The organism is Pantoea rwandensis (genome assembly GCF_000759475.1).
Classification (GTDB): domain Bacteria; phylum Pseudomonadota; class Gammaproteobacteria; order Enterobacterales; family Enterobacteriaceae; genus Pantoea; species Pantoea rwandensis_B.
Genome location: NZ_CP009454.1, coordinates 1,088,772 through 1,110,165 on the forward strand (window position 1 = coordinate 1,088,772; position 21,394 = coordinate 1,110,165).

At 55.0% G+C, this 21,394-nt stretch carries 32 protein-coding genes and 1 tRNA gene; 30 read left to right on the forward strand and 3 right to left on the reverse strand.

The window, feature by feature from the left end:
- Positions 1-109: 109 nt before the first annotated feature.
- The 27 genes from LH22_RS05060 (at position 110) to LH22_RS20060 (ending at position 17,615) form a co-directional block, all read left to right on the forward strand.
- Complete coding sequence (locus LH22_RS05060) at positions 110-964, forward strand: GPO family capsid scaffolding protein (protein ID WP_038644600.1); 855 nt, start codon at positions 110-112, stop codon at positions 962-964.
- Between the two features lie 47 nt (positions 965-1,011).
- Positions 1,012-2,148: a phage major capsid protein, P2 family gene (locus LH22_RS05065; RefSeq protein ID WP_038644602.1), complete on the forward strand. Its 1,137-nt coding sequence runs from the start codon at positions 1,012-1,014 to the stop codon at positions 2,146-2,148.
- 3 nt (positions 2,149-2,151) lie between these two features.
- Complete coding sequence (locus LH22_RS05070; protein ID WP_038644604.1) at positions 2,152-2,820, forward strand: terminase endonuclease subunit; 669 nt, start codon at positions 2,152-2,154, stop codon at positions 2,818-2,820.
- Between the two features lie 90 nt (positions 2,821-2,910).
- Entirely contained in the window at positions 2,911-3,378 is a 468-nt protein-coding gene (locus tag LH22_RS05075) for a head completion/stabilization protein (protein ID WP_038644606.1), read from the forward strand.
- Positions 3,378-3,581, forward strand: coding sequence for a tail protein X (locus LH22_RS05080; RefSeq protein WP_038644608.1), 204 nt, complete (start codon positions 3,378-3,380; stop codon positions 3,579-3,581). The genes LH22_RS05075 and LH22_RS05080 overlap by 1 nt, the downstream gene beginning before the upstream one ends.
- A 3-nt stretch (positions 3,582-3,584) precedes the next feature.
- Positions 3,585-3,797: a hypothetical protein gene (locus LH22_RS05085; protein ID WP_038644610.1), complete on the forward strand. Its 213-nt coding sequence runs from the start codon at positions 3,585-3,587 to the stop codon at positions 3,795-3,797.
- Entirely contained in the window at positions 3,778-4,293 is a 516-nt protein-coding gene (locus tag LH22_RS05090) for a lysozyme (RefSeq protein WP_038644612.1), read from the forward strand. The genes LH22_RS05085 and LH22_RS05090 overlap by 20 nt, the downstream gene beginning before the upstream one ends.
- Positions 4,290-4,679, forward strand: a complete 390-nt coding sequence (locus LH22_RS05095) for a DNZ54_00345 family protein (protein WP_038644614.1) — start codon at positions 4,290-4,292, stop codon at positions 4,677-4,679. Before LH22_RS05090 ends, LH22_RS05095 begins: the two co-directional genes overlap by 4 nt.
- Positions 4,676-5,098: an Rz-like lysis system protein LysB gene (gene lysB / locus LH22_RS05100; protein ID WP_038644616.1), complete on the forward strand. Its 423-nt coding sequence runs from the start codon at positions 4,676-4,678 to the stop codon at positions 5,096-5,098. The genes LH22_RS05095 and lysB overlap by 4 nt, the downstream gene beginning before the upstream one ends.
- Positions 4,995-5,267, forward strand: coding sequence for an Rz1-like lysis system protein LysC (gene lysC, locus LH22_RS20830; protein WP_240474691.1), 273 nt, complete (start codon positions 4,995-4,997; stop codon positions 5,265-5,267). Before lysB ends, lysC begins: the two co-directional genes overlap by 104 nt.
- Positions 5,200-5,667 carry a phage tail protein gene (locus LH22_RS05105; RefSeq protein ID WP_038644618.1) on the forward strand — a complete coding sequence of 156 codons (468 nt, stop codon included), beginning with the start codon at positions 5,200-5,202 and terminating at the stop codon, positions 5,665-5,667. Before lysC ends, LH22_RS05105 begins: the two co-directional genes overlap by 68 nt.
- Complete coding sequence (locus LH22_RS05110; protein ID WP_038644620.1) at positions 5,664-6,110, forward strand: phage virion morphogenesis protein; 447 nt, start codon at positions 5,664-5,666, stop codon at positions 6,108-6,110. The genes LH22_RS05105 and LH22_RS05110 overlap by 4 nt, the downstream gene beginning before the upstream one ends.
- A gap of 29 nt (positions 6,111-6,139) precedes the next feature.
- Positions 6,140-6,943 carry a hypothetical protein gene (locus LH22_RS05115; protein WP_038644622.1) on the forward strand — a complete coding sequence of 268 codons (804 nt, stop codon included), beginning with the start codon at positions 6,140-6,142 and terminating at the stop codon, positions 6,941-6,943.
- Between the two features lie 76 nt (positions 6,944-7,019).
- The gene (locus LH22_RS05120) at positions 7,020-7,604 is read left to right on the forward strand and encodes a phage baseplate assembly protein V (protein WP_038644624.1); all 585 of its coding nucleotides are present in this window, start codon (positions 7,020-7,022) and stop codon (positions 7,602-7,604) included.
- Positions 7,601-7,951 (forward strand): GPW/gp25 family protein, encoded by a 351-nt coding sequence (locus tag LH22_RS05125; RefSeq protein WP_038644626.1) that lies wholly within the window; start codon positions 7,601-7,603, stop codon positions 7,949-7,951. Before LH22_RS05120 ends, LH22_RS05125 begins: the two co-directional genes overlap by 4 nt.
- Positions 7,952-7,955: 4 nt before the next feature.
- Positions 7,956-8,864, forward strand: coding sequence for a baseplate assembly protein (locus LH22_RS05130; protein ID WP_038644627.1), 909 nt, complete (start codon positions 7,956-7,958; stop codon positions 8,862-8,864).
- Positions 8,857-9,465, forward strand: a complete 609-nt coding sequence (locus tag LH22_RS05135) for a phage tail protein I (RefSeq protein WP_038644628.1) — start codon at positions 8,857-8,859, stop codon at positions 9,463-9,465. The genes LH22_RS05130 and LH22_RS05135 overlap by 8 nt, the downstream gene beginning before the upstream one ends.
- Positions 9,462-10,421 (forward strand): phage tail protein, encoded by a 960-nt coding sequence (locus tag LH22_RS20835; RefSeq protein ID WP_081946711.1) that lies wholly within the window; start codon positions 9,462-9,464, stop codon positions 10,419-10,421. Before LH22_RS05135 ends, LH22_RS20835 begins: the two co-directional genes overlap by 4 nt.
- An 8-nt stretch (positions 10,422-10,429) precedes the next feature.
- Entirely contained in the window at positions 10,430-10,840 is a 411-nt protein-coding gene (locus LH22_RS05145; protein ID WP_038644629.1) for a tail fiber assembly protein, read from the forward strand.
- 119 nt (positions 10,841-10,959) lie between these two features.
- On the forward strand, positions 10,960-12,129 hold the full coding sequence (locus LH22_RS05150) for a phage tail sheath protein (RefSeq protein ID WP_038644633.1): 1,170 nt from the start codon (positions 10,960-10,962) through the stop codon (positions 12,127-12,129).
- A gap of 12 nt (positions 12,130-12,141) precedes the next feature.
- On the forward strand, positions 12,142-12,651 hold the full coding sequence (locus tag LH22_RS05155) for a phage major tail tube protein (RefSeq protein ID WP_038644634.1): 510 nt from the start codon (positions 12,142-12,144) through the stop codon (positions 12,649-12,651).
- A 64-nt stretch (positions 12,652-12,715) separates the two neighbouring features.
- The gene (locus LH22_RS05160; protein ID WP_038644636.1) at positions 12,716-12,994 is read left to right on the forward strand and encodes a phage tail assembly protein; all 279 of its coding nucleotides are present in this window, start codon (positions 12,716-12,718) and stop codon (positions 12,992-12,994) included.
- Between the two features lie 32 nt (positions 12,995-13,026).
- Positions 13,027-13,152, forward strand: coding sequence for a GpE family phage tail protein (locus tag LH22_RS20055; RefSeq protein WP_071845588.1), 126 nt, complete (start codon positions 13,027-13,029; stop codon positions 13,150-13,152).
- Positions 13,142-15,604, forward strand: a complete 2,463-nt coding sequence (locus LH22_RS05165) for a phage tail tape measure protein (protein WP_038644638.1) — start codon at positions 13,142-13,144, stop codon at positions 15,602-15,604. Before LH22_RS20055 ends, LH22_RS05165 begins: the two co-directional genes overlap by 11 nt.
- Positions 15,605-15,607: 3 nt before the next feature.
- A complete protein-coding gene (locus LH22_RS05170) occupies positions 15,608-16,135 on the forward strand; it encodes a phage tail protein (protein WP_038644639.1) in 528 nt (175 codons plus the stop codon).
- On the forward strand, positions 16,132-17,319 hold the full coding sequence (locus LH22_RS05175; RefSeq protein ID WP_038644641.1) for a phage late control D family protein: 1,188 nt from the start codon (positions 16,132-16,134) through the stop codon (positions 17,317-17,319). The genes LH22_RS05170 and LH22_RS05175 overlap by 4 nt, the downstream gene beginning before the upstream one ends.
- 68 nt (positions 17,320-17,387) lie before the next feature.
- Positions 17,388-17,615, forward strand: a complete 228-nt coding sequence (locus LH22_RS20060) for an ogr/Delta-like zinc finger family protein (protein WP_071845589.1) — start codon at positions 17,388-17,390, stop codon at positions 17,613-17,615.
- A 48-nt stretch (positions 17,616-17,663) separates the two neighbouring features.
- On the opposite strand, the gene LH22_RS05180 is transcribed toward LH22_RS20060, so the two are convergent.
- From LH22_RS05180 to LH22_RS05190, 3 genes are all read right to left on the reverse strand, one after another.
- Positions 17,664-18,071, reverse strand: a complete 408-nt coding sequence (locus LH22_RS05180; protein WP_038644643.1) for a hypothetical protein — start codon at positions 18,069-18,071, stop codon at positions 17,664-17,666.
- A 155-nt stretch (positions 18,072-18,226) separates the two neighbouring features.
- Positions 18,227-18,302, reverse strand: a tRNA-Ile gene (locus LH22_RS05185).
- 203 nt (positions 18,303-18,505) lie between these two features.
- Positions 18,506-19,288, reverse strand: coding sequence for an SDR family NAD(P)-dependent oxidoreductase (locus tag LH22_RS05190; RefSeq protein ID WP_038644645.1), 783 nt, complete (start codon positions 19,286-19,288; stop codon positions 18,506-18,508).
- A gap of 136 nt (positions 19,289-19,424) precedes the next feature.
- On the opposite strand from LH22_RS05190, the gene LH22_RS05195 reads away from it, so the two are divergent.
- The 3 genes from LH22_RS05195 (at position 19,425) to LH22_RS05205 (ending at position 21,371) form a co-directional block, all read left to right on the forward strand.
- Positions 19,425-20,012, forward strand: coding sequence for a TetR/AcrR family transcriptional regulator (locus LH22_RS05195; protein WP_038644647.1), 588 nt, complete (start codon positions 19,425-19,427; stop codon positions 20,010-20,012).
- Positions 20,009-20,524, forward strand: a complete 516-nt coding sequence (gene mug / locus LH22_RS05200) for a G/U mismatch-specific DNA glycosylase (RefSeq protein ID WP_038644649.1) — start codon at positions 20,009-20,011, stop codon at positions 20,522-20,524. The genes LH22_RS05195 and mug overlap by 4 nt, the downstream gene beginning before the upstream one ends.
- 88 nt (positions 20,525-20,612) lie before the next feature.
- The gene (locus LH22_RS05205) at positions 20,613-21,371 is read left to right on the forward strand and encodes a substrate-binding domain-containing protein (RefSeq protein ID WP_038644651.1); all 759 of its coding nucleotides are present in this window, start codon (positions 20,613-20,615) and stop codon (positions 21,369-21,371) included.
- Positions 21,372-21,394 lie beyond the last annotated feature (23 nt).

Consider the following 21,394-nt stretch of genomic DNA (forward strand, 5'->3'; position numbering starts at 1 on the left):
GCACTCGCTGTTTGCTGGTACATGAGCGGGCGGGCATTCGTTGAGGGATTGGGTGGTGGCGGGGAAACTGGCCCCGAACCGAACCAATCCACTGACCGGAGCCTGTTAAATGGCAACTAAGGCAACTAAAGCAAAGCGTTTCCGCATCGCGGTCCAGGGCGCTACTACCGATGGTCGCGAGATTTCCCGCGACTGGATTTCGCAGATGGCGAAAAACTATAACCCGACCGTGTACGGTGCTCGCATCAACATGGAACACCTCAAGGGTTACGCAGCCGACAGCACATTCCGCCGTTTCGGTGACGTGACGAAGGTTGAAGCCGAAGAAATCACCGAAGGTCCGCTGGCGGGCAAGCTTGCACTGTTTGGCTATATCGACCCGACGCCCGAGCTTGTCGAAATGACCAGGGCGCGTCAGAAGGTTTATACCTCCATTGAAGTGAACCCGAATTTCTCAGATACCGGCGAAGCCTATCTGGTTGGCCTGGCTGTCACCGATGACCCGGCAAGCCTCGGCACTGAATACCTCAGTTTCAGCGCTACCGCCAAAGCTAACCCGCTGGCGTCCCGCAAGCTGGATAAAGACAACCTCTTTACCGCCGCCGAAGAAACCCTGATCGAGTTCTATGAAGAAGCCGAGCAGGGGCCGTCACTGCTGAACCGCGTGAAAGAGATGTTCAGCCGTAAATCCAAGACCGACGACGAGCGTTTTAACGACGTAAGCGCGGCGGTCACTGCGGTGGCTGAACAGGTGCAGCAGAACGGCGACAGCTTCACGGGCCAGTTAACCAAGCTGGAAACATCCCTTTCAGATCGTCTTTCGGCGCTGGAAACCGAAGCCGGTAAAGACCGTGAAGCGCTGACCGCGCTGCAGAACTCGCTCGCGAAAACCGACGGCGGCTTTAACCGTCGCCCGCCTGCGACCGGCGGCGATAACAAAGGCAGCGTCCAGACCGACTGCTGATAAAGCCCGGTCTGAGTAACCCCGAACACTGATTAACAGGAGCGCCAATGCGCCAGCAAACCCGTTTTAAATTTAATGCCTACATGTCACGCGTTGCCGAGCTGAACGGCGTCGAAACCGGCGACATGAACAAGAAATTCAGCGTTGAGCCGTCCGTCGCACAGAAACTGATGACCCGCGTGCAGGAGTCGTCCGCGTTTCTGACCCGCATCAATATCGTGCCGGTGCCGGAGATGAAGGGCGAGAAAATCGGCGTCGGCGTGTCCGGTTCGATTGCGAGCACCACCGACACCGCTGGCGGTGACGAGCGCGAAACTGCTGATTTCTCTGCGCTGGACAGCCAGGGATATGAGTGCGCGCAGGTCAACTTCGATTTCCACATCCGCTACAACACGCTCGACCTGTGGGCGCGCTATGACGATTTCCAGACCCGCTTACGCGACGCCATCATTCAGCGTCAGGCGCTGGACCGCATCATGATCGGTTTCAACGGTACGCGCCGCGCTAAAACATCCAGCCGTGCACAGAACCCGATGCTGCAGGACGTGGCGGTGGGCTGGCTGCAGAAGTACCGCAACGAAGCGCCAGACCGCGTAATGAGCAAGGTCACTGATGAAGAGGGCACGGTGATTTCGGCAAAAATCCGCGTGGGTAAAGATGGCGACTACGCCAACCTCGACGCGCTGGTAATGGATGCCACCAATAACCTGATCGAACCGTGGTACCAGGAAGACCCGGAGCTGGTTGTCATCGTGGGCCGTCAGCTACTGGCTGACAAATATTTCCCGATTGTGAACCAGAGCCAGCCAAACACCGAACAGCTTGCGGCGGATGTGATCGTCAGCCAGAAGCGCATCGGCAATCTGCCAGCGGTGCGCGTGCCGTACTTCCCGCCTAACGCCATGATGGTGACCCGTCTCGATAACCTGTCGATTTACTGGCAGGAAGGCACGCAGCGCCGCCATATCGAAGAGGTGCCGAAGCGTGACCGCATCGAAAACTACGAATCAGCTAACGAAGATTACGTGGTGGAAGACTACGCGGCGGGCTGTCTGATCGAAAACATCCAGCTTGGTGTATTTACCCCGCCTGAAGCCACTACCGAGTCTGAACCCCAGAGTGATGCTGACGGTGCTGGTGCTGGCGGTGATGGTGCTGGCGCAGCCGGAACGGGCGGAGAGTAACGCATGTTGAGTCCCGCCCGCCGTCACCGGATGCGCGTCCAGGCCGAAACCGAATCGCAACGGGATGCAAACCCGATGCGCCACGCTACCGGCTATGAGCAGATGCTCGTGAAACTCAACGAGGACAAGCGTCGCCTGAAAAAGGTCTATGGCAAAGAGAAGAAGGCAGACATTAAGCGTCAGATGCTGCCCGAATACGTGCCATGGGTGAAAGGCGTGATGAACAGCGGACGCGGCGCGCAGGATGCCATCGTGATGACCGTCATGATCTGGCGACTGGACACAGGCGACGTAACCGGCGCGCTCGAAATCGCCCGATACGCCCTGAAGCATGGTCTGGTGTCACCTGACGGATTCAGGCGTGACAGCCTGCCGTACCTGCTGGCAGAAGAGGTTGCCAGCGCCGCGATGCGAGCCTGGACGGCAAAAGAGGCGGTGAACATCGATCCGCTTCTCGAAACCCTCCGGCTGACCGACGGCGAGGACATGCCCGATGAAGTGCGCGCCAAGCTGCACAAAATTATCGGATATGTCTATCGCGATTCGGGCGGGACTCATGAGGCGATGAAACATCTACAACGCGCGCTGCAGTTGCATGACCGCTGTGGCGTTGTGAAGGACATTGAGCGGCTGGCAACTGTGATGAAAAAGCAGGCACAGAACAGCCGCTGACCGGACGCGACCCCGCGCAGGGCGGCAGGACGGCAACGCACTTTCAGTGTCTGCGCCGTCCTCCACCGCCCACCTATTTAAGGGCCAATTATGAGCACGGTAGTTATATCCGCACCGCGACCGGCAGACGCTGCCGAGCCGCCAGTTAAGAACACGTTTTTCTGGCCTGATATCGATTTGCAACTGCTGCGTGACTCGCTTCGCTATGAGGGCACTGTTACCGCACAGCGACTGCGGCAGGCGGTGCTGACCGCAATTTCTGAGGTGAACGCCGAGCTGTACGACTGGCGCGCCGAGCAGATGGCGACGGGCTTCAAAACGCTGGAAACCGTACCGGCGGAAACGCTGGACGGCGTAAGCGAAAAAGTCACGCATTACATCGCCGCCGTTGCGTCAATGACTGCCGCCACCATTGCCGAGCGCTATCGTGGCTATGACGCCAGCGGTACCAAAAAAGCAACGGAAATCGAAGTCAGCGCCGACGAGTACTGGCGCGATGCTCGATTCAGTATCAGCCGCGTCGCTGAGCGCCCCGGCTGCATCGTGAGTCTGCTGTGATGCGGGTGTATGCCCTGCAGGGCGATACCGTTGACGATATCTGCTACCGCCATTACGGGCGGACGGAGCAGGTCACGGAGCTGGTTTACGAGGCTAATCACGGTCTTGCCGAAGCCGGGCCGGTTCTGCCGCACGGCTGGCCGGTTGATCTGCCTGAGTTGTCGGCGTCGTCAACGAGTGACACCGTAAACCTTTGGGACTGAACTATGTGGGAAAACATTCGCACTGCAATCGTCTGGTTTATCGCGCTGGGTATGGCGTGGCTGGGTGATATGTCAGTTAAAGATTTTTCTACCCTGGCAGGGGTGGTGATTGGCCTGCTGATGGCGTTTATCAGCTGGTACTACAAGCGAAAAACCTACCTGTTACTGGCACGCGGGCGCATCAGCCAGGAGGAGTATGAATCTGCAAATCGTTAAGCGTTGCTCGGTGGGTGTGGTGCTGGCCATCGCCGCCACGCTGCCGGGATTCCAGACGCTGCACACCTCTGTCGAAGGCATGAAGCTTATCGCCGATTACGAAGGGTGCCGCCTGAGTCCTTACAAGTGCGACGCGGACAAATGGACCGACGGCATTGGCAACACGGTTGGCGTGGTGACGGGTAAAACCATCACCGAGCGGCAGGCGGCGGGCACGTTTATTGCCAACGTACTGCGCACCGAAAAGGCGCTGTCCCGCTGCGTGTTCACGCAGCTACCGCAAAAGGTTTATGACGCCGTGGTGTCGTTTGCCTTCAACGTCGGAACAGGCAACGCCTGCAGCTCGACGCTGGTGAAGTTGCTGAATCAGGAGCGATGGCAGGAGGCATGTATGCAGTTGCCGCGCTGGGTGTACGTGAAGGGTGTATTCAATCAGGGGCTGGATAACCGCCGTGGGCGTGAACTGGTCTGGTGCTTAAAAGGAGTCGTGCCGTGAAAAACAAAATTCTGAGTGTGATCGTTGATGTCGTGTATATCGGGCTGCTGATTGCCGGGCTGCGTGATCCGCAAAGCTGGCTGATGAATCTGCCCGTGGCTTTCATCTGGCTGATGAACACCTTCGTCTGGCTGACGGTATTTGCGGGTATGGCGGCGGTTATGGCGGGCGGCGAGGCGGGCAAGAAAATGCGCGATAAGCTGGCGCGGCTTTTCAACCGTCCTGCAAAAGGAGTGCTCAGCCGTGCCTACGGTTGGGGGCTTAAACTGCTAATCGTCATCAGCCTGGCTTACTCGGGCTGGCTTATCACCCTGATCAGCTACGTGCTGACGGTCATTGTCTTCCAGATTTGCCGATCCATGCTGGCGGAGCCGGATGCAGCATGACGCGCATCATTGGCGCACTGCTGGCAGCGGCACTGGTTGCGCTGGGGTTGACCGGCTGGCGCTGGTCGGTTGCCGCCGGTGAACTCGTTAGCGCACAAAAAATTATCGGCACGCTGTCGGCGGGTATCGAGAGCCGTGACAAGGCGATAGCCAGGCTGAACAGTGAAAACCTGCAGGGCCAGAAGCGCGAAGCTGAGCTGCGGCTGATGCAGGGGAGGGCCAGCGCCGGTGCGCTGACCCGTGAGGCACAAATACAGAGAGAAACCGATGCGAACCCGATACTACGTGACTGGTCTGCTGCTGCTCTGCCTGACGATGTTATCCGGCTGCACACCCGACCGGCCTTCGCCAGCGCCAGAGATTATCTGGATTGGCTGTCCGCGCGTGACAAGCTGCCCGGTGCCGGGAAACAGCCTTAAAACGGCGGGCGATCTGGCGGCGGACAATCGCCAGCTTGAGGCGGCGCTCGCATCCTGCGGGCTGCAGGTTGAAACCATTAAAGACTGTCAGGAGCAACACGATGTTGAAACCACAGCAACTGCGCAAAGCACTGACCGACAGCGTGCCGCTGCTGCAGCGAAACCCTGACAGCCTGAACGTATTTATCGACAGCGGGCGCATTGTTTCCACGCTAGCCACTTCGCTGTCGTTTGAATATCAGTACCGGCTGAATATGGTGATAACCGACTACACCGGCGATATTGATTTGCTGGTCGTCCCGATGCTGGCATGGCTGCGCGTAAATGAGCCTGACATGATGGCGACAAGAGAAAAGCAGCAGGCCGGTTTCACCTTCAAGGCCGATGTGATCAGCGATACCGCCAGTGATATCAGTATCGACCTTCTGCTGAGTGAGCGGGTAATCGTCAAAGAGCTTGACGGCAATCTGCACGTCACGCACCTGAATGAAAACCCGCCCCCGGAAAATGACTATCGCCCGCTGCAGATGTATGCCGATGGCGTGCTTATCAGTGAGATCCAGCCGTGAACGATTTGCAGATCGTCAATGACCGGCTGAATGCGCTGATTGGCAACCTGTCTGCCCCGGCACGCAAAGAGATGGCGCGCAACATTGCGAAGAAGCTGCGCGCCAGCCAGCAAAAGAACATCAAAAACCAGCAGGCACCCGACGGCACACCGTTTAAACCCCGCAAGGCGCAGCCCATTCGCAGTAAAAAAGGGCGGGTTAAACGTGAGATGTTCGCCAAGCTTCGCACCGCAAAATACCTGAAAGCGCAGTCAACATCAGACGAGGCGGTGATCCAGTTTACCGGGCGTGTGCAGCGAATGGCCCGCGTGCATCATTACGGGCTGCGCGACCGGCCATCACGCAAAGGGAAAGATGTACAGTATGAATCACGTCCACTTCTAGGATTAAATAAACTGGACTTACAGGCTATTGAAGACGTTATTATGGACTTTATCCGATAACTGACTTTTTTATGTTTTAAGGAATGTAAATGGCCGCATTCACAAAAATACTAGGGTATGCATTAGTAATTATTAGCGTCTATATGGCCTTGAGGGGAGAGGCGGCTGGAGGTGCTATAGGCGTATCAGCAGGATTTATTTTTATAATCCTTGGGACGATTCAGCCAAAAGATATTGAGGAAATCAACATCTTTAAATCAGGCATAAAGCTTAGGGCGACATTAGACAGAGCGGAAGAGATAATTTTAAACTTAAAAGCTATTGCAGTGCCTCTAAGTGAAATGGCTATTACAACCGCCGCGCTACAATTAAAACAGGGGCAAGGAATCAGTCGGAGGAGTCTAGAGGACTTGGTAATCAGAACTGAAAGTGCGTTAAAAGCAATGGGCGCGAAAGCAGATGAAATTGAATCTAGCAAGAAAATTTTCTATGAAGTAAAAAGTTTCGTGTTAGCTCAGGATATTTTTTTGAATTTTCATGAAGCAAAGTCTCCTGTCATTAGTCAGAAGTGCATTGAAATGAATGAGGAAATGACTAAGGTCAGGCAAGTTCAGGGTGATGAGTCGGAAGTATATAGAAAATATGGTCCTTTTACAGATAGCACTGTCCACTTTCTAATAAAATCATTTTTGGAAGAGAATGCTACCTCTAAAAACATTAAATCTGAATTTAATGAGAAGTTGAGGTCATATGATAATTATCTTGATGAAACCAACAGAGAAATGCTGATTGAGATACTTAAGCCAAGACTTGATGAACTTGAGAGATTCAATGATACACATCAACTAATAAACCCTCATCAATATCTGTCTGTTGAAAAGTCCCCCATCTAAAAGTGTTAGTGTTTGCCTGTACATCACAGGGCGGCCGTCAGTTGCCGCCCTGAGCACTTCAGGGTGAAATTGCCCTATGAACGAACAACTCGCAGAAATCCTGCGCCTGCTGCGCAACCTTATCCGCATTGGCACCGTGTCCGCCGTAAATCTGGACGACGGGTTATGTCGCGTGGATACAGGAAATCTTACGACTGGCTGGCTTCACTGGCTGACCGCCCGCGCGGGTAATACCCGTTCGTGGAATGCGCCGTCGGTGGGTGAGCAGGTCATTGTTTTATGCCTCGGTGGTGAGACGGATACCGGCTTTGTGCTACCGGCCATTTTCTCTGATAAAAACCCCGCCCCCTCCGCCTCGGCTGATGCACTGCACTGGTCATTTCCTGACGACGCTGTGATCGAGTACGAACCGGCAACCGGCGCACTCAAGGCGACCGGCATCAAGTCGGCAACCATAGCAGCGTCAGTCAAAATCCTGCTGGATTCTCCACTGGTTGAGTGTACGAAGAAGTTAAAAACCGCGCAGCTTGAGGTGACGGACGGCGGCACGATGAAGGGTGACATTACGCATACTGGCGGCTCGCTGAGTTCAAACGGGAAAGTCCTGCACTCGCACAAACACCCAGGCGACAGCGGCGGGCAGACGGGAGAGCCAATATGACAACCGCAAAATATATCGGCATGAGCCGGGAGACCGGCGAGGCGCTGACGGACATCGAGCATATTCGCCAGTCAATCCGCGACATTCTAATGACGCCGGTTGGCACCCGCATCATGCGCCGCGAATACGGCTCGCTGCTTTCAGCGCTGATTGACCAGCCGCAAAACGAGTCACTGCGCCTGCAGATTATGTCGGCCTGCTATGTGGCGTTGCTGCGCTGGGAGCCGCGCGTAAAGCTCAACGCCATCAACTTTGAGTCGGATTACAACGGCGCGATGGTGGTTGAACTGACGGGTAACCGGGCAGACACCCTGCAACCCTTTTCCTTAAACATTCCTGTGAGCTGAGAACATGGCAACCATTGACCTGAGCCAGCTTCCTGCACCCGACGTGGTGGAAGTGCTGGATTATGAAGTGCTGTTAGCGGAACGAAAGTCCACGCTGATTTCGCTCTACCCGGAAGACCAGCAGGAGGCCGTCGCCCGCGTGCTGGCGCTGGAGTCCGAACCCATCGTTAAGGTGCTGCAGGAAAATGCCTATCGAGAAGTGATCCTGCGCCAGCGCATCAACGAGGCGGCGCGCGCTGTGATGGTGGCTTATGCCGTGGGCGATGATTTAGACCAGGTTGGCGCTAACAATGGCGTTACCCGGCTGACTGTCACAGCGGCCGAGGATGCCGCTATTCCGCCCGTGGCGGCGGTGATGGAAAGTGATGACGATTATCGCGCGCGCATCGCGGGGGCTTTTGAAGGGCTGAGTGTTGCCGGGCCTTCCGGTGCTTACGAATTTCATGCACGCAGCGCAGACGGGCGAGTGGCGGATGCGTCCGCCACCAGTCCGTCGCCAGCCGTTGTCGTGGTCACGGTACTGGCGCGTGAAGGTGACGGTACGGCACCCGCCGATCTGCTTGCCGTGGTTGATGCGGCACTCAATGACGAGAACGTCCGACCGGTAGCAGACCGTGTGACCGTCCAGCCAGCAGATATCGTTAATTACGAGATTGAGGCCGAGCTTTATCTTTATCCGGGGCCGGAGGCAGAGCCAATCCGCGCCGCATCTGAGGCAAAGCTTGTCGCCTATATCAGCACGCAGAAGCGACTCGGGCGTGACATTAGACTGTCCGCACTCTATGCCGCCATGCACGTAGAAGGTGTGCAGCGCGTCAACCTGATTCAGCCGCTTGCCGACGTCGTGCTGGATAAAACGCAGGCGGCGTACTGCACCGGTTACACGCTTGGCGTAGGAGGTTCGGATGAGTGATCGCCTTTTACCCACGGGCTCGTCGGTGCTGGAGGTTGCCGCTGCCGAGGCGCTGGCAAAACTCGGCGAGCTGAACGTGCCGCTGCGTCAGCTCTGGAATCCCTATACATGCCCGCTAATCCTGCTGCCGTATCTGGCGTGGGCGTGGTCGGTTGACCGCTGGGATACCGGCTGGAGTGAATCCACCAAGCGCTCTGTAGTGGCGGCTGCGCGCGCAGTGCATCAGCGTAAGGGCACCATTGGTGCAATCCGGCGCGTAGTCGAGCCGCTCGGCTATCTGATCCGCGTTATCGAGTGGTGGAAAACCAACGAGACGCCTGGCACGTTCCGGCTTGACGTGGGTGTGCTCGATACCGGCATCACCGAGGAAATGTACAACGAGCTGGAGCGGATGATATCGGACGCGAAGCCGTTAAGTCGTCACCTCATTGGCCTGTCCATCAACCTTGATGCAAACGGCGTAATACCCGTGGCGGTTGCCAGCTACAGCGGCGACGAGCTGACGGTTTACCCCTACACCCCTGAACTTATCAGCGTCGGCGGACCGGTCTATTCCGGTGCGGCGGTGCATCTTATTGACCTGACGGAAGTGAGCGCATGACGACTAAATATTTTGCCGTTCTGACCAATCAGGGCGCGGCCTTGCTGGCTAACGCCGCCGCGCTTGGCACCAAGGTGAACATTACATCAATGGCGGTGGGTGACGGTGGCGGCACGCTGCCGACGCCTGACCCGGCACAGACAAAGCTTGTCGGGGAAAAGCGCCGCGCACAGCTCAATGCACTGACCATTGATACCGCCAACAGCAGCCAGATTATCGCCGAGCAGATTATCCCGGAGGGTGATGGCGGTTTCTGGATACGTGAAATCGGTCTGTTCGACGACGCAGGGGTGATGATTGCGGTTGCCAACTGCGCTGAAACCTACAAGCCGCAACTGGTTGAGGGCAGTGGGCGCACGCAGACCGTTCGCATGATCCTGATCGTGAACAGCACCACCGCAGTTACGCTTAAGGTAGACCCCGCAGTGGTGCTGGCAACCCGACAATACGTGGACAACGCAGTGATTGAGGTGAAAGCCTATGCTGACACCCTGATGAAAAATCACACGGATGCCAGTAATCCGCACAGCCAGTATCTCCAAACGGCTGAGGCGCTTTCTGAACTTAAAGAAGCCGGACTGGTTGCGGAGACGCTGGAGAATCTTGGTCTGATGAGCGCGGCTCAACGTGCTGTTGGGGTAGGCAGCAAGCAAGTTCCGGATATGAGCTTTTTTGGTATGTTGGCAGCCTCGCCGGGATATCAAATTTTACCCGGAGGTATTGTCTTTCAATGGGGGATTGCCGCTGTACCGGTTGCAGGCAGCGTAAACATCAAATACCCCATTACTATTGACGTGGGGCTCTCGCAATTCGCCACGCCAGTAGACGTAAGCTCAACTAATAACTACCGTGTAGGTGTGGCAAATTCTGACAAAACCAGCGTCACGCTGACCTCGACCAATACGGCCAGCGTGACGGGTGTGATGTGGTTGAGCATCGGAAAAATGAACCAGTAAGGCATGCTATGGAAAATAAATATTATTACGCGCCATCAACCGGCGGTTTTTATCAGTCGTCTATTCATGTCTCTATTCCGGTTGATGCGCTGGAGATTACACAGGAGGATTACCTTTACCTGCTGGAAGGCCAGACTTTGGGGAGTGAAATTGTCTCCGGTAATGATGGCTGGCCGGTACTGGCTGCACCAGAAAAGCCAAGCCGGCCTGAGCTTGTCGCGACGGCTGATGCCGAGAAATTGAGGTTGCTGTCTGTTGCTGCCCTGAAAATTGCGCCTCTACAGGATGCGGCAGACTTTGATGAGCAGACGGAAGAAGAAGGTGCAGCGCTGAAGGCGTGGAGGACTTACCGAATCGATGTGAACCGGGTGGATACCTCAACCGCTCCGGATATTGAGTGGCCGATTATCCCAGCATAATGTTAAAGCCCTGTAAGGGGCTTTTCATTTGTCCGCTGATCCATGAGCAAACCGCAACCGCATGCACCGCCAGCACTGACCTGACACCCTGAGCACACCTTTAACCAGGAGTGCAACAGATGGCAGATTATCATCACGGTGTCCGCGTCGTCGAAATCAACGACGGCACGCGCACCATCTCCACCGTATCAACCGCGATTGTCGGCATGGTCTGCACCGCGCAGGATGCAGACGCGGCAACGTTCCCGCTGAACACGCCGGTACTTATCACCAACGTGCAGGGCGCAGTCGGTAAAGCTGGCGTGAAAGGCACGCTCGCATCATCCCTGCAGGCAATCGCTGACCAGTCAAAACCCGTCACCGTCGTGGTGCGCGTGGCGGAAGGCGCAGACGATGCCGAAACCATTTCGAACATCATCGGCGGCACCGACGAGAACGGGCAATACACCGGCATGAAAGCGCTGCTCGCGGCGCAGACTCAGCTCGATGTGAAACCCCGCATTCTCGGCGTGCCCGGCCTCGATTCGCTGGAAGTTGCCACCGCGCTTGCCAGCATTTCGCAGCAGTTGCGCGCCTTCGCCTACGTGTCGGCGTGGGAGTGCAAGACCATTTCCGACGCCCGCCTGTATCGCGACAATTTCAGTCAGCGTGAGCTGATGGTGATCTGGCCTGATTTCCTCGCGTGGAATACCACCACCAACGCGTCGGACACGGCCTATGCCACCGCCCGTGCGCTGGGCCTGCGCGCCAAAATCGACAACGACACCGGCTGGCATAAAACCCTGTCGAACGTTGGCGTAAACGGCGTGACCGGCATTTCTGCGTCGGTCTTCTGGGATTTGCAGCAGGTTGGTACCGATGCGGACCTGCTTAATCAGGCTGACGTCACCACGCTTATCCGCAAAGACGGTTTCCGTTTCTGGGGTAACCGCACCTGCAGTGATGATCCATTGTTCCAGTTTGAAAACTACACCCGCACCGCGCAGGTGCTGGCAGATACCATCGCCGAGGCGCACATGTGGGCGGTTGATAAACCGCTGACGCCGGTACTCGTTAAGGAAATTATTGCGGGTATCAACGCCAAGTTCCGCGAGCTGGTGAACGCAGGTTATCTGCTGGGCGCATCAGCCTGGTATGACGAAAGCGCCAACGATAAAGACACCCTGAAGGCGGGCAAGCTCTTTATCGATTACGACTACACGCCGGTTCCGCCGCTGGAAGATCTGACTTTCCGCCAGCGTATTACCGACAGCTATCTGGCGACGTTCGCCGCATCCGTAAACAGCTAAGGAGCCGGATAAATGGCACTGCCACGCAAACTTAAGGGGATGAACCTCTTTAACGATTCAAACAGCTATCAGGGTGTGGTGACCGCCGTCACCCTGCCGAAGCTGTCGCGCAAGCTTGATCCGTTCCGTGCGGGCGGAATGAGCGGCGCGGCCTTTATCGACAACGGTCTGGAAGATGACGCGCTCGATATTGAATGGAGCATCGGCGGTATTGACGAGCTGGTGCTCACGCAGTGGGGCGCTTCAAGCGTGCCGTTGCGATTTACCGGCTCTTACCAGCGTGATGACACCGGCGAAGAAATTGCGGTGGAAATCGAGGTGCGCGGTAAGCATCAGAGCTTTGACTTTGGCGAGGCCAAGCAGGGTGAAGACAGCGAAACCAAAATCACCAGCAAGAACACGTATTACAAGATGACGTTTAACGGCAAAGAGCTGATCGAAATCGACACCATCAACATGGTGGAGAAGGTGAACGGCGTTGACCGCCTCGAAGCGCGCCGTAAAAACCTCGGCCTTGTTTAACCCTGTAGCCAGCGCCTGAGCGGCGCTGGTTCTTCCCTGACTACAGTGAACAGAGATAATTATCATGGAACAGAACGAAAATGTCGTTGTGCTGGAAACCCCGCTGAAGCGTGGTGAAACCGAAATTAAGCAGGTTGAGCTGATGAAACCTAACGCCGGTTCATTGCGCGGCGTGCGCCTGTCCGACCTGGCTGGTTCTGACGTTGACTCGCTGCTTGTTGTACTGCCGCGCATCACCTCGCCAAACCTGACTAAAGCCGACTGCCTGAACCTCGACCCGGCAGACCTGATTGCAATGGCGGGCAAGGTGATTGGTTTTTTAACCTCGAAGTCGGACGAATAGAGTGGCCTGAAGGCCTGACGGTCAATGACCTGATGGCAGATATAGCCGCGATATTTCACTGGCCCCCTTCTGAAATGTACGACATGCCGCTGGTTGAGTTGATGATCTGGCGGCATAAAGCTTTAGTCCGCAGCGGAGTAGACCCGGATGAGCAATAACCTCAAAGTGCAGGTTCTGCTGAACGCGGTAGACAAAGCGACGCGCCCGTTTAAAACCATAGAAAAAGCCACTAAAGGGCTGACCTCTGAAATCCGCCAGACGCAGACCAGCATCAAAGAGCTGGATGCGCAGGCGGCTAAAATTGATGGTTTCCGCAAGACGAGTGCGCAGCTCGCCGTCACCAGTCAGAAACTGAAAGAGGCCAAAACCGAAGCCGAATCGCTGGCGTTGGCCTTCAAAAATACCGAGCGACCCACCACCCAACAGGCCCGCGCACTGGAGAAGGCGCGGCAGGCCGCATCTGAACTACAGACCAAATCCAACGCACTGCGCCTGTCAGTGCAGCAGCAGCGCGAGGCGCTGACCCAGGCGGGTATTTCCACGCGTAGCCTGAGCACTGAGCAGCAGCGGCTTAAATCTGCCTCGGCAATGGCAACCGTCAACCTGAGTCGCCAAAAGCAGGAGCTGCAGCGCCTGAACATGCAGCAGGAACGGCTTAACCAGACCAGTGAGCGTTACCGTCGCGGGCAGGAGTTGTCGTCAAAGGTGCGTAACGTAGGTGCGGCAAGCCTTGGAGCTGCGACGGTTGGAGGGATGGCAGCGTCAACAGTACTGCGTCCGGGTTACGACTTTGCGCTGGCGAATTCAACCCTGCAGGCAACGCTCGGTCTCGATAAAAACTCGCCAGAGTTTCAGTCACTGAAAACACAGGCGCGCAGTATCGGTGATAACACGGCTGCATCGGCAAACGACGCAGCACAGGCGCAGATTGTTATCGCCAAAGCTGGCGGCAGCGTGGACGATATCAAAGCGGCAACCCCCGTCACGCTGAATATGTCGCTCGCCAACAACCGCACTATGGAAGAAAGTGCGGAATTGCTCATGAGTACAAAGAACGCCTTTGGCCTGGCTAATAGCGAGGTTGCCCATTTAGGCGATGTGATCTCAGCCACGCTAAATCAAACGGCCGCAAAATTCGACGGGTTAAACGATGCGCTTACATACATAGCGCCTGTTGCCAAAAACGCGGGTGTGAGTGTCGAGCAAACAACGGCGATGATAGGTGCACTTGCAAAAGAAGGAACAACAGGAAGCATGGCAGGGACTGGAGTTCGCGCCATGTTATTACGCGTGCAGGCTCCAACCGGAGCGGCGTTTAAAGCAATCAAAGAGCTGGGAGTGAATACCTCAGACAGTAAAGGCAACATGCGCCCGTTCTTTACCATCTTAAAAGAGATGCAGAAATCTTTTGAGAAAAACAAACTTGGCACAGCTCAACAAGCAGAATACTTGAAAACGATCTTTGGCGAAGAGGCTGCATCAACAGCCGTAACTTTGATGAAGAGCGCTGCAAGTGGTCAGTTAGATGAACTGACAAAAAAGTTTCAGAATTCCGATGGAAGCACTGAGAAGCTGGTTAAAGTGCAACAGGATAACCTCGGCGGAGACTTCAAAGAATTACAGTCGGCTTATGAGGCACTTGGCACCGATATATTTGACCAGATGGATAATAGTCTTCGCACTTTGACGCAGGACACCACTAAATTTCTTTTGCAGATTGATAAGTGGGTGCAGGCAAACCCTGTGCTTTCGACTGGAATCGCCAAAGCAGCTACTGCTGGATTGCTTTTTGTAGGTGCTATCGGCGCTATCGGCCTGATTGCATGGCCGGTGATTGCAGGTGTGAATGCACTAATCGCCGGGGCTGCTTTCCTCGGCACCGCGTTCAGCATCGCGGGTGGTGCAATAGCTACGGCGCTGGGTGCTATCACTCTGCCTGTCGTCGCGGTGGCGGCAGCAATTGTCGCCGGTGCACTACTGGTGCGGAAATACTGGGAGCCGATTAGTGCCTTTATCAGCGGTTTCGCTGAGGGGTTTACTGCTGCGATGGGGCCAATAGGCAACGCGTTTGGTTCGCTGACGCCAATCTTTTCCGCAGTGGGTGACAAAATCAAAGAGTTGTGGGACTGGTTCGGCAAACTTCTGGAGCCGGTCAAATCAACGCAGACCGAGCTGGCTGCTGCCGGTGACATGGGCAAGAAGTTTGGCAACATGCTGGCAGAGGCGCTGAAAATACCGGGGCAGGCACTTGACCAGTTGCGCAGCGGCATAGATTGGGTATTGGAAAAGCTCGGCATCATCGATACCAAGTCAGATGGGCTCAAAGACAAGGTTCCGTCCCCTGATCCTGTGGCTACGGGGGGCGCAGGCGTGGATACGGGCGGGCTGCAATACAGCCTTGCAACAGGTGGCGCGCCTTATCGACCTGTTACAGCGCCATCAACGGGCGGCGGTATGGTTGACCGCAGTCAGAACACCTATCAGTACGAAATCAACATGCATGAGGGGATGACCAAAGACGATGCGCTGGCACTGATGGCACAACATCAGGCGAAAGAGCAGCGTAACCGCCAGGCGCAAAACCGCAGCAAAATGGGCTGGGAGGATTAACCGATGATGATGATTTACGGCATGATGCCGTTTATGCGACAGACGCTGCCTTATGGCGAACTGCAGCAAAATATCGATTACCGCTGGCCCACGAATAACCGGTTTGGCCTGCGACCGGCGGCTCAGTTTATTGGGCCGGGTGATGAAAAAATCACGCTGTCAGGGGAGTTGCGCCCGGAGATAACGGGCGGTGCAATTTCCTTAATGACCGTTCGTCTTTTGGCTGATCAGGGGATGGCGTGGCCCCTGATTGGTGGCAACGGGATGATTTACGGCATGTACGTTATCGAGAATATTTCGAATACGCACAGTGAGTTTTTCCCAAACGGTGCAGCCAGCAAAATCATGTTTACCCTGAGCCTTAAGCGAGTGGATGAATCATTGACGTCAATGTTTGGTGATCTCAATAAGCAGGCCAGCGGGTTAATCAGCGGCGTGAGCAATCTGCCAGGTCAAATCACCTCGGCAATCGACAGCGTGAAGTCTGCAGCGGGTAGCATTATTTCTTCAGCGGGAGGGTTATTAGGATGACCGGCATCAGCGGGTTACCCGTACAGATGGGCGCCAGACTGACGCCTGATTTTTTGTTGAAGGTGAATTCTCAGGACGTGACAACCAACATCAAGGACAGGCTTATCTCGCTCATGCTGACAGACAATCGTGGCTTTGAGGCCGATCAGCTTGATATTGAGCTGGATGATTCAGACGGTAAGCTAGCAATGCCGGTTCGCGGCGCGGAGGTTTCATTATTCCTTGGGTGGGTAGGGCAGGCACTGATCGGCAAGGGGAGCTTTACTGTTGATGAGGTAGAGCACCATGGCGCGCCGGATACGATGACCATACGTGCCCGTAGTGCTGATTTTCGCGGCACGCTGAATTCCCGCCGAGAGGTGTCATATCACGATACTACCCTGGGCGATATTGTCACGCAGGTGGCAACGCGTAACAAGCTACAGCCCATGCTGGCAGAGGGATTTGCCGGGATTGCCGTGTCTCATATCGACCAGACGCAAGAGACTGATGCGAAGTTCCTTACGCGGCTCGCTACCCTTTATGGTGCAGTGGCGGCTGTAAAAGCGGGCAGGCTGTTATTCATCAATCCGGGGAACGGCGTAACCATCAGCGGCAAGCCTATCCCGCAAATGACTATCACGCGCAAAGACGGCGACCGGCACAGCTTTAGCATTGCAGACCGTGGGGCATACACCGGCGTTTCGGCAGGCTGGTTGCACACCAAAGATCCAAAACCCAAAAAGGTAAAGTTACAGCGCAAGCCAAAAGAGCGTCATCTGCGTGCGCTTGAGCATCCGGCGGCGAAGAAGACCAAAGCAAAAGTCGTAAAAACGCCAGAGGCAAAAGAGGGTGATTATCTGGCTGGCAGTGAAGACAACGTGTTTACGCTGACGACGGTGTACTCCAGCAAGGCAACCGCGATGCGCGCTGCGAAAGCTAAGTGGGAAAAGTTACAGCGAGGAGTGGCTGAGTTTTCGCTAACGCTGGCTATGGGGCGGGCTGATCTGTATCCCGAAACCCCTGTAAAAGTGAGCGGATTCAAATCAGTGATCGATGCACAGCCGTGGCTTATAAGCAAAGTAACGCACAGCCTGTCGAGTGGGGGCTTCACAACTCAACTTGATTTTGAGGTGCTGCTTTCTGATGTTGAGTATCAGGCAGAGGTAGAAGGAGAAGATTCAAAAAATGATGATTCACAATAAGTGAATTTTGTTGCTCTTTATGTGAAATTGGCGTATTAAACCTACGAGCCAACAGGGAGACGCCACCTATGATGCATTGTCCGCTTTGCCAGACCGCCGCACACGCAAAAAGCAGCAGATACATTTCAAAAGAAACTAAAGAGCGCTATCACCAGTGTCAGAACATTAATTGCAGTTGTTCGTTCAAAACGCATGAGACACTGGCAATGATTATTGTTACTCCGGGGCAGGTAAACCGTGTACCAATTTTTGCTAGCAATGGTGGTCATGAAAGCCAGCCGTCGCTGCTTCATTAATCAGATATATTCAAATGAACCCCGCAGAGCGGGGTTTTTTTATTGCTGCTATTTGCCATTGTAACTATGGGTATTACCTAGCATAAGAGCTGTAGCGGGCTTGTCCATGAGGTTGCCCATCTCTTTACATACCTCAAGCGGGTTTTCAAACGAGTAGCCAATCGATTTAAACTTATTGATAACATTTATTTGCTTGATGCTTTTGAGATAGTTCGCTGGTACGTCCTTAGTCCAAATAGGCGTGCACACTCCGCTATGGATGATGGATGAATAAATATCAGAGTTGATAGTTCCGCCGGGTGTGACGATTGTAATCTGGTCGCCGACCAATGCTACTTCAATGGGTTGCCAAGGTTTTAGTTTGTCATTAAGGGTGGCGGTATCAGATTGCTTAGCCATAACAGAGGATGCAAATAACAAGGTTGAGCAGAGCAAAGCAGCGGGTAAGTGTTTCATCTAGAATCCTTCTAAGGTGTGGAGTCGGGAAATTATCGTCAGACCTGAAGAGGGTAGCGTTTAAATCCATCGCCATTTCATCGCCACCGCAAAACGCGAAAACAAAAAAACCACCGTGAAAGGTGGCTTAACTGCATGATTTAAATCACTAAATTTGGTGGCCCCTGCTGGGTTTGAACCAGCGACCAAGCGATTATGAGTCGCCTGCTCTAACCACTGAGCTAAGGGGCCAGCGGAGCGGGGATTATAAAGTATCTCGGAGGGGTGATCCAGCGTTCGCCAATCGGTTGGTGAAAATTAGAACAATATCTGAGTCATTGATCTCCAAGCAAAAATCCCTTTTCACAGCATATCAACGCTCAGCCCACACCCAGCCATGGCTGTTTTTATGAGGCAAGGCACACCACGCACCTTGCCTCAGCAACGTCTAAAGCTTACAGATAACGTGATGCGGGTTTATTTAATGAGATATACGGAATCATCGCGCCACGCGCTTCATCAAGCTTCTGCCACAGGCTCATCTCTTCCACGGAAGGGATAGTAATCAGTTCGCCCGCATCCAGACCGCTCAAGGCAGCCGCGACCAGATCCTCGACTTCCATCATCTTCTCAGCCGGGATGTCATTAATCGATTTCCCGGCACGATCAAAGATCTCCGTCCGCGTGAAGCCGGGCAATACGGCTTGCAGCACCACGCCGCTGCCTGCTAACTCGCGATCCATATTGCGCGTCAGCGATAGCACATAGGCTTTGCTGGCGTTGTAGGCGCCATTCATTACCTCATGCACCAGTGCGACCACTGAAGCGATGTTCACGATGGTGCCTTGCCCGCGTGCTCGGAAGGCTTGTGCAGCGCTGTGGGCCAGTTCGGTTAGCGCGATGATATTGAGTGACAGCATGGTTTGAATCGGCTGAATATCGGCGTCGGTAAATTCCCCTTCCACCACCATTCCCGCATTGTTAACCAGCATCGTAATGTCGTGGTTGTCACGCAGTTCACGCGCCACGTTTGCCAGGTCATCCGTTTGAGTGAGATCCGCCGCCAGCACGCGGACGTCAACGCCATGTGCCTCTCGCAGTGATTGCGCCAGCTGGTTAAGCCGTGAGGCATCACGCGCCACCAGAATCAAATTGCTGCCGCGTGCGGCCAGCTGTTTCGCGTAAGTTGCACCAATGCCGCTAGATGCGCCGGTAATCAAAGCCAGTTGTTGTATCATGGTCGGTTCCTGTAAATGATGGTTGTCATATCTGATGAAACTTAATATGACGATCATCATATTTTTCGTCAAGCTGGAATATGATGATCGTAATAATTACACTGATTGCCATTAACGATGAGCAGGATGGTGAGAGATGGAAAAGCTAAGCCACAAGGCGCGCACGCGGCAGCGCATACTGGATGAGGCAGCGGTGGTAATGCGCGAGTGCGGCACCGAAGGCATTGGCGTGGCGGCGCTGATGAAGCGCGCAGGCTTAACTCACGGCGGCTTCTACGCCCACTTTGATTCGCGAGAAGCGCTGGTTGAGGCGGTGATTGCCGAGATGTTTGCTGATTCGGCGCAGCGCTTTGCGGCCATCACGAGCCTGGCCGATCCTGCCGAGCGGCTGACACAACTGATCGATAACTATCTCTCTGAGCATCATCGCAACACGCCGGGAGAAGGCTGTCCGATGCCTGCGCTGGTGAGTGAAATTGCCCATCTGCCGATTGAAACACGCACGCTGTTCTCGCAACGTCGCGATGCGGTGCGGCAACGGCTGGCGCAGGCTCTCAACGAAATGCATCATCCTCAGGCTGATGACGTCGCCGCTAGCATGCTGGCCGAAATGGTCGGTGCGGTGGCGCTGGCGCGTGCCTGTCCGGATGATGAGGAAGTGCGCAATATGCTGGCGGTGAGTCGTCGGTTAGTGAAGCAAAGGGCGGGGCTGGAGAGCGCATGAGCGAGCACGATATTCAGGACATTATTGCGCCGGATTTGCAGGTGCTGTTTTGTGGCATCAATCCAGGCAAATCATCGGCGCACACCGGCTTCCACTTTGCTCATCCGGGTAATCGCTTCTGGAAGGTTATCCATCAGGCCGGTTTTACCCGCGAGTTGCTGAAACCAGAACAGGAGCAGCGGCTGCTGGAAACCGGTTGTGGCATCACTATGCTGGTTGAGCGTCCCACCATTCAGGCCAATGAGTTGGCGGGTGATGAGCTGCGCGATGGCGGGGCGCGTTTGCAGGAGAAGATCTTACGCTATCAGCCGCGCGCGCTGGCGGTGCTGGGTAAAGATGCGTTCCAGAAAGCGTTCCGACAGCGCAAAGTGGAGTGGGGCGAGCAGCCGCAAACCTTGGGCGAAACGCGTTTGTGGGTGCTGCCCAATCCCAGCGGTTTAAACCGCGCGACGATAGAGGAGATGGCGGCAGCTTATCGCCAACTTCATGATTGGTTACAGAATAACGCGTGAGCGTGCTCCGCTTAACGCGGCCCTGAAGTTGTTCAATTTGTGGTTTCTGACTAAACCCAAATCTTTATGGCAAATAAAGAGAGGGAAGATGAAACGCACAATCGCGTTAGCGGCGCTGCTGGTGATGGCGCAACAGGCGGCACAAGCGGAAACGCTGAAAGTATTTAGCTCCGGTGGCATGTATCCGGTGATTGAGAGCCTGAAGCAGGATTATCAGCAGCAAACCGGCAATACCCTACAGCTGGAAGCGGCACCCTCGATGGGCGATACGCCACAGGCTATCCCTAATCGTCTGAAGCGTCAGGATAATGCCGATGTGCTGGTGATGGTCGATTACGCCATCAAGCCGCTGGAGCAGGCCAAATTTGTGGATAGCAACAGCCATCAGGTGCTGGCGCACTCTTATATCGCGATGGCGGTGAAGCAGGGCATGACGCCGCCGGATATCAGCACGGTGGCGAAATTCAAACAGGTCCTCACGGAAGCCTCCAGCATCGCGATATCAGACAGTGCCAGCGGCAAATATATTCAAGGCAAGATGCTGAGCAAGCTGGCGTTGGGGCCGAAGACCGCCAGCAAAGTGTCAGTGATCCCCGCCACGCCGGTGGGTGAAGCGGTGGCGCAGGGGAAAGCGGAGCTGGGCTTCCAGCAGAACAGCGAATTGCAGGCGGTGAAGGGGATTACCATTGTTGGGTTAATCCCGCCGGCGGTGCAGCAGGATACTTTGTACGGTGCGGTGATTACGCGTAGCACCCAGCAGAAGCAGGCGGCAGCGCAGTTTGTGAAGTATTTGCAGAGCGATAACGCGCGCAAAATGATGCAGGAAAAAGGGCTAACGCCGTTTTGAAGGCAATAAAAAACCCCGGCAAG